The following is a 13,639-nucleotide window of genomic DNA, read 5'->3' on the forward strand; positions in this document are numbered from 1 at the left end:
CTCAACCTTCTTTCACACATGAATTCGCTTGATTCTTTGTTTGCTTAAGTATCTCGCTCACTCTTTGTAAGATTTCTTCATTTTTTTTTGTTACATTCCGAGAGGAAAGTTCTACAGCTTTACTTACATCTCTTAGACATCTATCTATTTCAATCCTTACTCGTTCTTCTTTTTCTGATGAATGGACGTCATTACGCTTACCTTCATCGATGATATTTCTCATGTTATCAAAGACAATCGATTGGCCAGTAAGCAAATAGTTTGTCTTTTCAGTCTGCAGTCGATTTAAAAGAAGCAGGTCTTCCGAAATCTCCATCCAATCAGGTCGTTTATAATATTCGGCCATTTTATAAACAAGCGAGGATTCGATTGCCTTTAGAGTATTTAGAAGTGTAGGAAGATCGCTTATGCATTTTTGATAAAGAATAATTTTATTATCGTTGATTTTCTTTATCGCACTTGAAAGTACGCGGATCATCTCAATGTTTCCGATACTCGCTAGCCCCTGATAATACAGGCCGCTGTAGTAATCACCTGCAAGGACTTGTAATTGCCGATTTTTCAAAACCTGAGGCGTTTCCGGCCCATCGAATGAATTAGAGACGATTTCATGGGTATCAAGAGCAATTTGAACGAGCATGGTCGATTCAATGTATTGATTCCGCTCTTCGTTTAAAACGTCCAGATCATTAAACAAGCCCCAAAGTAATATTAATTTATTTTCATCAACTAATGGCTTTTGGATATATTTAAGTAAATAAGGATGTTGAGCCTTTGTTTCTATCGTTTGTTTTAATTGTCTTAAGTCATTCGTTATGTTTAACAATTGAGATCACCTTTGCATCCCCGAAAGATAATTTTTTCATACATATTCGTTTCTTATCTGTGTAAAATACACATTATTATACCATAAAAACAATCAGTTGAAATGAACAACGTTTATAAAATGATACATCCCTGAATGGGAAGGAGTATCTTTTATTCTTTCTAACCAACTGGATGCAGAAGTTTTCTTAAATAAATGTGTGAAATAGGTGAGGAATAACCTTTTAGGTGAGAATCATTTACTTAACGGTTGAATTCTTTTTTGACTCACTTTCCATTTCACCGTAGGGAGTGTAAATCTTTGCATGTCCTCTTATTTTTATGGCCGATGTATGCTCCGTGAATTGAGCTATCATCACTTCCCCTGAGTCAAGCTTCTCAGAATGATGAAACTTGGTATCGGTCCCTCTTGTCAACCCAATCACGTTTACGCTATCTTCAATGGCTTTAATGACTACAAAATCACTTGAGAATTTTTCGTCCATTTCTATTCTCCCCCTATATCCTTAGTCTTTAATGAATGCCAATACTTCGGCCCGAGTACGATGGTCCTTTGCAAAAGACCCTCTAACCGCTGAGGTCACTGTTTTAGACCCTGGTTTTTTCACGCCCCGCATGGTCATACACATATGTTCAGCCTCTACTACAACCATCACACCATGTGGCTCCAGCTTCTCCATAATCGCATTTGCGACGGTCGATGTTATGCGTTCTTGCAATTGTGGTCGTTTTGAAACCGCCTCGACAGCTCTGGCTAACTTACTCAAGCCTGTCACTTTTCCGTTTTTAGGGATGTAAGCGACATGGGCTTTCCCGTAAAAAGGCACTAAATGATGCTCACAAACCGAGTAAAAAGGAATATCCTTCACAAGAACGAGCTCTTCATGATCTTCACCAAAAACCGTATCGAAATATTCTTTTGGATCCTGATTCAGCCCTGAAAATATTTCTTCATACATTCTAGCCACGCGCGCTGGAGTATCTAGTAACCCTTCTCTCCCAGGATCTTCCCCAACTGCCTCAAGAAGCATCTTCACCGCTTCTTCTATTTTTGCATGGTCGACATTTGCCATTCCCTTACCCCCTATTTAAATTGAACTAATATGTATTAGAAAAAAACACAAGACAAAACGCCTGGCATTTAATGTTCTTTCACCAAAAAGCTTTTTAACCCAGTATAAAGATCAATAAATAATTCATGTACCATTCATTGCATTCATTGATACTTATTATTATATTATCTTTTCTTCAGTATTCACTGCCTTTTATAATAGCATAGATAGAAATTAAGAAGCAAAAAAAGACCGCGTATGCACGCGGCCCTTTTTGTCGGTTAAGCACCCGTATGTAATGGTAAAATTACTTCACTGCATCTTTCAGTGCTTTACCAGGTTTGAAAGCTGGCACTTTGCTAGCTGCAATTTCGATTTCGTCACCAGTTTGTGGGTTACGACCTTTACGAGCCGCACGTTCACGAACTTCAAAGTTACCAAAACCGATCAATTGTACTTTATCTCCAGATTTTAGAGCTTCTAAGATTGTATCAAAAACAGCATCAACAGCTTTTGTAGCGTCTTTCTTAGAAATTTCAGTTGCTGTAACAACTTCATTAATTAATTCTGTTTTGTTCATGCCATTCACCTCCTCCCAAAAGGATCTTTATAAAAAATCATTATTACAACACGATAATAGTGATTTGATATTTAATTCAATGGGAACTTTTCCTACTGCTAACCATGTGTAACCTATCTTGAATAATTTTCCAAAAGGACACATCAGCTAAGTTAAAAATAGGTTGAAACCGCTGTTATAACGCGTTTTCTGTATGTAGATTATCACAAATCCTATTCGCTTAGCAAGGGAATTCAAAAAATAATGGGAATCTTTTCATAAAAAATTGTATAATTTATAAATTTTGTCTCCCGCTAATCATCATTTCCCTTTTTTATAGAAAGTAAACTCCTAATCCCACTGAAAATCCCATAACACTAGGGTTTTTAGAGATTCCATTAAAAACTTACTAAAAAATCGTATCGGTCAGATTCTTTTTACCCTTATAAGGACTGATGTAATCCTAACAATAAAAAGACCAATCCCACGAACGGAATTGGTCCCATTTAATATGGTTCCTTATAAAATGATCGCTATTAAACCACCACTACCTTCATTGATGATTCTTTCAAGCGTCTCCTTCAACTTATACCGAGCATTATCTGGCATCATGGCTAGTTTCACCTGAATTCCTTCTCTAACATATGAGCTTAGGCTTCGGCCAAAGATATCGGAATTCCAAATGGAGAGTGGATTATCTTCGAAATCCTGCATTAAATACCTGACTAATTCTTCACTCTGCTTCTCCGTACCAATGATCGGTGAAAACTCTGATTCGACATCTACCTTTATCATATGAATAGATGGGGCAACCGCCTTTAACCTGACCCCGAACCTGGCTCCCTGACGAATGATTTCCGGCTCATCCAAGCTCATATCGTTCAAAGATGGAGCCGCTACACCATATCCGGTTTGCTTAACCATCCTTAAAGCATCTGCTACTTGATCATATTCGGCCTTGGCATATGCAAAGTCCTGCATAAGGGATAGGAGGTGATCCTTGCCACGTATCTCGACACCGACAATTTCCTTCAGGATATCGTCGTAGAGTTCATCTGGGGCATATAAGTCGATTTCAGCCACACCCTGCCCCATTTCTATCCCCGCGAGTGCAGCATGGTCAATAAATTCAAACTCATTAAAATGCCCGACTACCCGGTCAACATCCCTTAGACGTTTGATGTCTTTTACAGTCTCTTTGACCGCTTCCTGATAGCTTTCCCTTAACCAATGGTCTTCTCGGAGGACCATTACCCAACTCGGAAGGTTGACGTTGACTTCAAGAACCGGAAACTCATAGAGAGCTTCACGAAGCACACTGTATACATCCGATTCGCGCATCCCTTCCACACTCATCGCCAATACAGGGATATCGTACTTTTCCTGTAAAGAATCCCTCAGTGCCACCGTATTTGGATGATGGGGTTGCACGGAATTAATGACTATAATAAACGGCTTTCCAACCTCTTTCAATTCTTCGATGACCCTTTCCTCGGCCTCTAAATAATCACTGCGGGGAATTTCACCAATTGTCCCGTCTGTTGTAACCACAATCCCTAAAGTCGAGTGATCCTGGATTACCTTCCGTGTACCAATTTCTGCTGCTTCATTGAAAGGGATCGGTTCTTCGTACCATGGAGTATGAATCATACGGGGCCCATTTTCATCTTCATACCCTTTGGCCCCAGGTATTGTATACCCTACACAATCGACTAATCGAATATTCACTTCTAGACCTTCCGCTACCTGAATGGAGGCTGCCTGGTTAGGCACGAACTTAGGTTCAGTCGTCATGATTGTTCTTCCCGCTGCACTTTGCGGCAGTTCATCTTGAGCTCTTGCTCGGTCTGCTTCTGACGGTATATTCGGAATGACAACAAGCTCCATGAATTTTTTTATAAATGTGGATTTCCCTGTCCTGACAGCTCCAACTACACCTAAATATATGTCTCCACCGGTTCTTTCAGCAATATCTTTAAAAATATCTACCTTTTCCAAGGTATCCCCTCCCGAATTAGCGTTTTGGGATCACGATTATCCATTTACTCATGTTTAGGACACTATATGTCTATGATGTTGTCCGAAAAATTTATTCCGATTATTCCCGTACCCATACTCCTCCACCAACAGATTTTATATAAGGGTTTTTATTTTAAAAGTAAGATAAAATGAAGATAAAGAAATAACCCTTCCCCTACAATATATTTTGTAGAAGAAGGGTTATGACTATTTTGTGAGAAATATTGGGCTTTTACTTTTTTCATCGATGGTATATGGCAGTGAATAAGCTGGAACGAATTCCGAACTATCCACAAGAAGTTCCCGAATATCTTCTCCCGTCTTGATTTTTCCATCATGCTGCTGCAGTACATCATATAAATCCGGTGTGTAATCAACATAAAGATTTCCATCCCCATCCACCACTAAATAAAGGTCCTTTTGTGAGTAGGGGCTCGTAACAGTTGGTGCTTCCTTTAGACCCATCTTTTTATAATCAAGCGTAAAGACATTTTCCGATATCCTCTCTTTATAAGGGGGATACCCGTTACTTTGCTGATATGCCTGCAACCGTAAAGAAATATCTTGAATTTTCTGGGCCATCCGGACATCCAAAAGTTTCACCGTCGGATCGTTCTCTACGTTCACTAAGACATATTGAAAAACCCCTCCCGATTCATAAGCATTATCAGGCGGTTCCGCCATATACCTTGGTGAGATTTTCGTGAACTTGATTACATACTTTTGATAAATCGGAGTGTCCGCTTCTTTCGTCACAATGGGAAGAATCCCGCCTTCGTCTTCCTTAAATTGATCAACAGCGCTTTGAACAGATTGAATTTGTTCTTTATATGGTAATTGATTTTGAACTTTTTGCTTCTGAGGATACAAACAGCCTGTCAATAATCCAGAGATGCATAATAAACATAATATTTTGAAAGAATTTCTCATCATATCTCCTCACCTATTAAGTGGTTGGGCCGCTCAGAACAACGATAAGGATGATCAAGCCGGCTAGAAGCATAAGTATGTATGCAATAATTGCTGTTAAGCCTTTCCAGATTCCTTTTAGTTTATAACGACTTCCATAAATAAGTAGGATAGAGATAACCATAAAGCCCATCGCTATAAAGGATATCCACATTTTTTGCAGAGCTGGTGTCATATCATCTTCACTCCTTTTTCCAGAAATTATTATAACATACCAAATTACGTTAAAGGTATTAAATCGTTGTCCAAACTGTTTAAATTATTGCTCAATTAGCTTTTTCGTTTAAAAATAATGTTTAAAAAGTTAAGAAAAGAATAACCAGTTTGACAAAATAACAGCCCAGCAACAACTTTTTTCATGAAGGATGCTATAGTCATTCACTTAGCCGAAAAGAGGCCAACACATGGTTTTGAATTGTTTCATAGCCCAATAGAAACAATGGCACTTCCACACGTCCAAAACCCTCTTGTGGAGTCACGATTCGAGTGATGATGAGTTCCCTTGGTTAACATTTACTGCTGACAGGGGAAAAACTTGAACATATGAAGGATATTTCTCCATAAAAAAAAGCAGAAGATAATAAGATATCTTCTGCCATTTGACTAAATCCCCCGTGCCGAGGTCAAATTACTAGTTTACTTTCGTTGCATTGTATGCTGATACCTTGTAACTCGCATCCTCAAATGCCCATTTTAATGAAATTCTTTTAACAGATTTACAGTCCATGGAATTATTTTTCCTGTCTATTATCCAATATGTTAAAAAGTTCTTCCATTTCATTGGTTTTTGAACGGTTCATCAAGAGATCAACAGCCTTCTTCACTTCTTCCCCATTAAATAACACACGATATAGGGCTTCAGTGATTGGCATGTTCACATCATACTTATGAGCTAGCTGATAGGCTGCTTTAGTCGTTCTGACACCTTCAACGACCATACCCATATTTTCTAATACTTCTTCTAGGTTTTGCCCTTTACCAAGCAAATTTCCGGCTCTCCAGTTCCGAGAGTGCACGCTTGTACATGTCACAATCAAATCGCCGATGCCAGCTAAACCTGAAAATGTAAGGGGATTGGCACCCATTGCAACTCCTAGTCGAGAAATTTCCGCCAGTCCACGCGTAATCAAGGCAGCCTTTGCATTATCCCCATAACCCAAACCATCCGTTATTCCGGCAGCCAAAGCTATGATGTTCTTCAAGGCTCCTCCGATTTCAACACCAACCAAATCCGGGTTCGTATAGACACGGAAAGAATGATTGATAAAAAGGTCTTGAACCTTTTCTGCGGCTTTCATATTTTTAGATGATACGGCAACCGTTGTTGGATGGCGCTTACTTACCTCTTCAGCATGGCTTGGCCCAGAAAGGACCACTATATCTTTAAGCCATTCCGGCGAAGAGACTTCTTCAATCATCTCGGAAATACGAAGTAGAGAATCTGGCTCGATACCTTTACTCACATGTACAATCGTTAACGGAATATCGTGAACCGCTTCAATTTGCCCAAGCACTTCACGATAGGCTTTAGTCGGAACAGCCAAAATAACGATTTCAATGCCACTTAAAGCCTTCTCCATGGAGGAATAGCCCTTAATCCCCAATGGCAGCTCAATGCCTGGCAAATATTTATTATTGGTATGTTCTACATTTATTTCATCAATCTGCTTCGGGTTATGTCCCCATAATCTCACTTCATGCTGGTTATCGGCTAACACCATGGCTAGAGCGGTTCCCCAGCTACCGGCACCAATAACAGCGATGCTTTCTTTTTCATTCACCATTGTACATACCGCCTTTCTATTTTCTTTGGCGTCCAAAAATCCGTATCGGCGTTCCTTCGAATCCAAAGGCATCCCGAATACGATTTTCTAAAAATCTCTCATATGAGAAATGCATTAACTCTGGATCATTAACGAATACAACGAAAGTAGGCGGCTTGATTGCCACTTGTGTCGCATAGTAAATTTTCAAACGGTTACCATTATGTGTAGGTGTTGGATTCATGGCCACTGCATCCATAACCACTTCATTCAGGATATTTGTTTGAACGCGTATAGCATGGTTTTCGCTAGCTCGATCAATGACCGGCAACAATGTATGCGTGCGTTTCTTAGTTAGGGCAGATAGATAAATAATCGGAGCGTAATCAAGGAATTGGAAATTATCCCGGATTTTTTCTTCAAATTCCTTCATCGTCTTTTCGTCTTTCTCGATGGCATCCCATTTATTGACCACGATGATAACCGCTCTACCCGCTTCATCAGCATATCCAGCAATTTTCTTGTCCTGTTCGCGGATGCCTTCCTCCGCATTCAGAACGACAAGAACAACATCAGAGCGTTCAATTGCTCTTAAAGCACGAAGAACACTATATTTCTCTGTGCTTTCATACACTTTCCCTTTTTTCCTCATACCTGCCGTATCAATGATGACATACTCTTTGCCATTGAATTTGTACGGTGAATCAATTGCATCACGTGTCGTACCTTCGATATCACTTACGATAACACGTTCTTCCCCCAATAAAGCATTCACTAGGGATGATTTACCGACATTTGGGCGTCCGATCAGACTGAATTTGATTACGTCGTCAGCATAATCCTGGCCACCGTATTTAGGGAAATGTTTAGCGGCTTCATCCAACAGATCACCAAGCCCCAGTCCATGTGAACCTGAAATTGGGAATGGATCGCCAAAACCTAGAGCATAGAAATCATAAATTTGATCTCTCATTTCTGGGTTGTCCACTTTATTGACAGCAAGAACGACTGGCTTTTTCGATCTATAGAGGATTTTAGCAACCTCTTCATCTGCTGGAGTTACACCTTCACGTCCATTCGTCATGAAGATGATAACATCTGCTTCATCAATGGCGATTTCAGCCTGCGAACGAATTTGTTCCAGGAATGGCTCATCACCGATGTCGATTCCACCTGTATCAATGATATTAAAGTCATGAGTTAACCATTCACCTGAACTATAAATCCTGTCTCTTGTTACTCCTGGAACGTCCTCAACGATTGAAACACGTTCTCCCACTATTCTATTAAAGATTGTTGATTTACCAACGTTTGGCCGACCAACTATCGCAATTACCGGTTTTGGCATTGCTATTCACCCTTTCTGCTACTATATCTCTGTCAAAGTCACGAAATTCATGAATGCATTCTTTTAATATTTCATCTGCACTGTGATTTTCATTAATTCCTTTTTAAGGAAAAGGCTGTATGGATCATCATATAAAGGAAACTTCCATCAGTACAAGAAAATACCTATACTGTTGGCAAGTTAAACGTATCAAGTATATACAGGCATGAGTCCGCCTATCCCCTTGTTCCTAAGAGAACATATGGCAAATCCGCTGCTTGCTAAACATGATTAAAAACAGCCAAGAAAAAATGAAGACAGCCAAAAAACACCTTCGGCAACAGCTTCCATTTAATATAATTAGAGCACTTTACGATTTATCTACAGACCTCTAACTATCCTATAGTACCAAATTTCTCACTAATCAACAATGATTGTATGCATAAAAGCCCATTCTCCTACAATATTCCCCGCAAAAACTCCTTATGAAAAGTATTATATTAAACAAATTTTCATCCTATCTATTGGGTAAAGTTCTCCTTCCTTTCCTCCGACAATACCCTTGCTTGTGATGATGCAAAAATATATCCACATAAGACCTCGAGCAATCGCCAAAGAGCATTGGTCGTCAATACCATGACTACATTATCATGCCATGCATAAGATAGCGCCACGTAAGTCATCGAATGGAAATGAAGGAGGCCTGAATACACAAGATCGCCCAGCGTCATTCCTAACAACAGTACCGACATGCGCGATTTCCAGTCTTTAAACAGTAAGAGAATCAAATAATTCAGGAAAATGCAAAGAAGATAGGGCGCCTTGATAAATAGCCAAATGGGATCTAGTAAAGAGAACAACTGAAAACTTGCATAGGCCAGAGTGACAATCAAACTTCCTATAACAAGCTCTATTGTTTTCAAGGGAGATCGCTTTCTTATGTATACACACAGAATAAGAAAAAGATATAGCCCACTAATATGCATAGTAAAGGAGGATACCTCAAGGGTATATCCCACAAGGACCATGATAGCTAACAGATGGAAAAGGAAATCGAATCGATAGGCAACGGTTTTGGGAATAAAAAACATGACACATACCCACACTATCCATGAAACCCAATAAAAAAATATTCCATCCATAATAGCTTCTCCCCTTTTTAAGAAACATTATGGGTTATTTATGGTAAGAATAAACATGGCGATTTTTTTGATAAGTTACTAAATGCATGCCTGACAATAAAGGAGGTGTAATCTCGTGGGCAAAGACCGCCAGGAAAAGAAATTAAGGGAAAGCAAACGTTTGGAATCGGATCGGGACCAGTCCCTCGATAAAAAAGGGGCAACCAAGCTGGAAAGTCCTGAAGATGCAAGAAATAGAAACCATTGACCACTAAAAAAAGAGCACCTCTATTGTCATGATAACAATAGATGGTGCTTCTTTTATTGTCATTTTGCATAGGAAGTGCAGTCTATCCCTCTTTGAGTCAACCAGTGATAGGTATCACCGGAGATCACGACCTTTGCCTTTCTAAGCTCGGAAATATTAATAGCACCAAGTGCCGTCATAATAATCTTAAAATCGTCATGTATGTAATTTATTTCCCTAATTAGCTGCTCTAAACCGCTTTCTTTGTGCACCTTCAAGAAATGGCCAGCTATCCCTATTCCTCTTGCTCCTAAAGCTAAGCTTTTGGCAATCTCTAAAGGATTCTGAATACCGCCTGAACCCACGACTGACAATGCGGGTGAAACATTTACCGCTTCTACTATGGAAGCAGCAGTGGGAATACCCCATTCATTAAAATATCCGAGTATTTTGGAGCGTCTTTCATTTTCAATCCTAGCAAAATTCGTTCCACCGAAACCGCCCACATCTATTATGGAAACTCCAACAGAATGCAATTGCTCTACGGTTTCCTTACTCATGCCAAACCCTACTTCTTTTATTATGAGTGGAACTCCTAAATTTTTATTGATTTCTTCTATCCTAGACAGTATACCTGCAAAATCCCTATCTCCTTCAGGCATGGTCAACTCTTGAATGGCATTGATATGAATCTGGAATGCATCAGCCTCAATCATATCGCTCGCTCGCTTTGCTTGTTCAACAGTGGCTTCACCACCAAGATTTCCAATGAGGATTCCATTAGGATTCTCTTGTCTTACCACTTTATATGAAGCTTCCTGACTTGGATCTTTAATGGCTCCCATTTGTGAACCGACTGCCATTGCCATTCCAGTTTCCCTGGCAGCAATGGCCAGTTCCCTATTGATTTTTTCAGTTTCCAGTCCACCGCCGCCGGTCATGGCATTTATGAAAATTGGCGAACTTAATGTAAGTCCGCCAATTTCCACCGTAATATCCACATTATCCAATGAAATCCCAGGTAAGCTTTGGTGAACAAACGAAACATCTTCAAACCCGGATTTACGTTGCTGGCCTGTTTTCAATGCAATGTTTATATGGTCTAATTTTCGTTGTGCTCTCTCCAAGGCTCTCTCCAATTATTATCTTATTTTAGTTTTTTTAATTGATCGCCAATCATTTCACCAAGCTGGAACCCTTTTGTTTCAGCTGGAATTTCATAATCCGACGAGTAATTAGATTGTGGATCTTCCAGTTCTTTGATGCTTAATGATAACCGTTGATCCGCTTCATTGACGTCCAAAATCTTCACTTTGACCGACTGACCCTCTTGCAGGACTTCCTGCGGTGTTGCTATATGTTTGTGAGATATCTGTGAAATATGGACCAATCCTTCCACTCCGGGAAAGATTTCAACAAAGGCACCGAAGGAAACAAGACGTTTAACTACACCTTCTTGTATCGATCCTTTTGCTGCTTTATCAGCGATATCCACCCATGGACCAGGAAGGGTGTCCTTTATGGATAAAGAAATTCTCTCGTTATCACGGTCAATCGAAAGAACCTTCACCTGTACTTTATCGCCTTCAGTCACGACATCTGACGCTTTATCGACATGTTGGTGAGACAGTTGAGAAATATGAACAAGTCCGTCTACGCCACCAATATCAACAAAAGCTCCGAAATCGGTTATTCTTTGTACAGTTCCCTCAATCACTTGGCCACTTTCAATTCCATCAAGAACACTAGCTTTCTGCTTTTCCTTTTGCTCCTGTACAACTGCCCGATGGGAAAGAATCAAACGGTTCTTATCCTTCTCTAGTTCGACAATCTTGAATGTTAAAGTTCGGTTTTTGTAATCAGAAAAGTCCTCAACAAAGTAGTCTTCTACTAAAGAAGCTGGAACAAAACCACGTACGCCTAGATCTACAACAAGTCCGCCTTTGACAACATCTTTGATTTCTGCTTCAAATACGACTCCATTTTCAAATTTTTCTTCTAGGTCATCCCACGCTTTAAGAGCATCAATTTTACGTTTTGATAGAATAAGAGCTTCTTCTTCCACTTTGATAACTTCAAGCTCTAAGATGTCTCCTTCTGAAACGGCATCAGATGCTTTTTCGACATGCAGGCTTGACAACTCACTGATAGGAATGATCCCACCGGACTTGCTGTTTTCCACATCGACAATGACCTGTTTTTCTTCTACCTTTGAAACGGTTGCTTTAACTTGATCCCCAACATTGTAATTGTTCACTTCTACTTGATTCATATCTTCTGTCATTACTAACTCCTCCTTAACCCATGACTGATCAGCAAATTCATCGGCCATATATTTTATTTAAAGTGATTGGATAAATACACTTTTTATAAAGATAAACCAGCCTCTTTTTAGGGTAAAAAGGTCAAATTACCTTTTTTATTCCTATAAAGGAATATTACCCCTAATTTATAAATTCTAACAAAATCAGTGAATTGTCAAGCGGAAAGGATTATTTATGTTCAGAAATCAATTTTCCGATATGCGCCATAACGATCTTGGTCGCTTCATCAGCTGAAATCCTTTTCTCCCGATATTCTGTAAAGTCAATTGGTGGGCCGTAAACGACCTTTAGAGGGCGCAATAATTTATATGGTCCAATTATCGCACAAGGAATTATCACAGCTTCGGATCGCAATGCGAAAAAACCGGCTCCTGCCAATCCTTCTTGCAATTCACCCGTTTTGCTTCTGGTACCTTCGGGAAATAGCCCAAGTACTTTGCCTTCTTTTAAAAGCTTCAGCCCTTTTCTAAGTGATTCCCGATCGCTATTTCCCCGCTTAACGGGAAAAGCGTTTACCCTAGGTAATATACCCTTTAATATAGGTGCATGAAACAACTCTTCCTTCGCCATGAAGTGAATATCCCTTGGAGACGTCATTCCGACGACGGGCGGGTCCAAATTATCAATGTGATTGGCACAAATCAGCACCCCTCCCTCTTTAGGTATATTTTCCTTCCCTAACGTTTTAACCCTATAAGCAGGCATTAAAACGCCTTTTACGACGTTTTTACCAAAAGTATAAAAATCCAAGGTCATCTTTTCCTTTCTTCTATCAATGACATGATACTTTCTGCCACTTCTTGGATGGAAAGCGAAGTCGTGTCAATCTCGACAGCATCCTCTGCCTTTTTCAAAGGGGAAACTTCTCTCTCGGAGTCGAGCTTGTCCCTAGTTGCAATTTCTTCTTTTAAGATCTCAATATCAGAAGGGAATCCTTTTAGTAGATTTTCCTGATGTCTTCGCTGAGCCCTTTCATCCACAGAGGCAATTAGGAATACCTTAACCTCGGCATTCGGCAGTACATGGGTACCTATATCTCTGCCGTCCATGACCACTCCGCCATTTTCACCAAACATTTGCTGCCTTCTAACCATTTCTTCCCGAATGCTTCTGTGCTTTGCCACTTCTGAGACAGACCCAGTCACTTCATTGTTTCTAATTTGAGCGGTAACATCCTCATTATCCACAAACACCAATTGTCCCGCTTCACTCGGTCTTAAAGATATATCGGTATCGATCAACATATTGAATAAAGCGTTCTCATCATTCAGGGCAACCCCGTGATTCAACGCTTTATAAGTTAATGACCGGTACATCGCACCTGTATCTACATATATGTAATTGAACTTTTCTGCAACAATTTTTGCAACCGTACTTTTTCCAGCAGCAGCTGGTCCATCGATTGCAACTGATAATTTTTTTGTCATAAATCC

The 13,639-nt window shown here is 39.8% G+C and carries 15 protein-coding genes; 1 reads left to right on the top strand and 14 read right to left on the bottom strand.

Translation table 11 applies throughout. From position 1 onward, the window contains the following. Window position 1: 1 nt before the first annotated feature. The 10 genes from ACQKL6_RS04105 to ACQKL6_RS04150 form a co-directional block, all read right to left on the bottom strand. Window positions 2–826 (bottom strand): heptaprenyl diphosphate synthase component 1, encoded by an 825-nt coding sequence (locus tag ACQKL6_RS04105; RefSeq protein WP_427650629.1) that lies wholly within the window; start codon window positions 824–826, stop codon window positions 2–4. Window positions 827–1,064: 238 nt separating this feature from the next. Next, entirely contained in the window at window positions 1,065–1,310 is a 246-nt protein-coding gene (gene mtrB, locus ACQKL6_RS04110; protein ID WP_402986084.1) for a trp RNA-binding attenuation protein MtrB, read from the bottom strand. 21 nt (window positions 1,311–1,331) lie between these two features. Further along, entirely contained in the window at window positions 1,332–1,898 is a 567-nt protein-coding gene (folE, locus tag ACQKL6_RS04115; RefSeq protein ID WP_402869176.1) for a GTP cyclohydrolase I FolE, read from the bottom strand. 286 nt (window positions 1,899–2,184) lie between these two features. Further along, window positions 2,185–2,457, bottom strand: coding sequence for an HU family DNA-binding protein (locus ACQKL6_RS04120; RefSeq protein ID WP_318683240.1), 273 nt, complete (start codon window positions 2,455–2,457; stop codon window positions 2,185–2,187). Window positions 2,458–2,955: 498 nt separating this feature from the next. Further along, a complete protein-coding gene (gene spoIVA, locus ACQKL6_RS04125) occupies window positions 2,956–4,434 on the bottom strand; it encodes a stage IV sporulation protein A (protein ID WP_402869179.1) in 1,479 nt (492 codons plus the stop codon). Between the two features lie 228 nt (window positions 4,435–4,662). After that, complete coding sequence (locus ACQKL6_RS04130; protein WP_402869181.1) at window positions 4,663–5,385, bottom strand: hypothetical protein; 723 nt, start codon at window positions 5,383–5,385, stop codon at window positions 4,663–4,665. Between the two features lie 16 nt (window positions 5,386–5,401). Beyond that, on the bottom strand, window positions 5,402–5,599 hold the full coding sequence (locus ACQKL6_RS04135) for a DUF2768 domain-containing protein (protein WP_402869182.1): 198 nt from the start codon (window positions 5,597–5,599) through the stop codon (window positions 5,402–5,404). A gap of 556 nt (window positions 5,600–6,155) precedes the next feature. Further along, window positions 6,156–7,208: an NAD(P)H-dependent glycerol-3-phosphate dehydrogenase gene (locus tag ACQKL6_RS04140; protein WP_402869184.1), complete on the bottom strand. Its 1,053-nt coding sequence runs from the start codon at window positions 7,206–7,208 to the stop codon at window positions 6,156–6,158. 16 nt (window positions 7,209–7,224) lie between these two features. Then, a complete protein-coding gene (gene der, locus ACQKL6_RS04145) occupies window positions 7,225–8,535 on the bottom strand; it encodes a ribosome biogenesis GTPase Der (RefSeq protein ID WP_402869186.1) in 1,311 nt (436 codons plus the stop codon). 500 nt (window positions 8,536–9,035) lie between these two features. Continuing rightward, entirely contained in the window at window positions 9,036–9,656 is a 621-nt protein-coding gene (locus ACQKL6_RS04150) for a YphA family membrane protein (RefSeq protein ID WP_427650631.1), read from the bottom strand. Between the two features lie 115 nt (window positions 9,657–9,771). On the opposite strand from ACQKL6_RS04150, the gene ACQKL6_RS04155 reads away from it, so the two are divergent. Continuing rightward, on the top strand, window positions 9,772–9,903 hold the full coding sequence (locus tag ACQKL6_RS04155) for a YpzI family protein (RefSeq protein WP_402869190.1): 132 nt from the start codon (window positions 9,772–9,774) through the stop codon (window positions 9,901–9,903). A 59-nt stretch (window positions 9,904–9,962) separates the two neighbouring features. Here ACQKL6_RS04155 and fni read toward each other — a convergent pair whose 3' ends face one another. From fni to cmk, 4 genes are all read right to left on the bottom strand, one after another. Next, window positions 9,963–11,009 (bottom strand): type 2 isopentenyl-diphosphate Delta-isomerase, encoded by a 1,047-nt coding sequence (fni, locus tag ACQKL6_RS04160; RefSeq protein WP_402869192.1) that lies wholly within the window; start codon window positions 11,007–11,009, stop codon window positions 9,963–9,965. 20 nt (window positions 11,010–11,029) lie between these two features. Continuing rightward, on the bottom strand, window positions 11,030–12,166 hold the full coding sequence (rpsA, locus tag ACQKL6_RS04165) for a 30S ribosomal protein S1 (protein WP_402869194.1): 1,137 nt from the start codon (window positions 12,164–12,166) through the stop codon (window positions 11,030–11,032). Between the two features lie 208 nt (window positions 12,167–12,374). Continuing rightward, a complete protein-coding gene (locus ACQKL6_RS04170; RefSeq protein WP_402869196.1) occupies window positions 12,375–12,956 on the bottom strand; it encodes a lysophospholipid acyltransferase family protein in 582 nt (193 codons plus the stop codon). Window positions 12,957–12,958: 2 nt separating this feature from the next. Then, on the bottom strand, window positions 12,959–13,633 hold the full coding sequence (cmk, locus tag ACQKL6_RS04175) for a (d)CMP kinase (RefSeq protein ID WP_402869198.1): 675 nt from the start codon (window positions 13,631–13,633) through the stop codon (window positions 12,959–12,961). Window positions 13,634–13,639: the final 6 nt, after the last annotated feature.

The organism is Peribacillus sp. NPDC097197 (genome assembly GCF_050278025.1).
GTDB lineage: Bacteria > Bacillota > Bacilli > Bacillales > DSM-1321 > Peribacillus.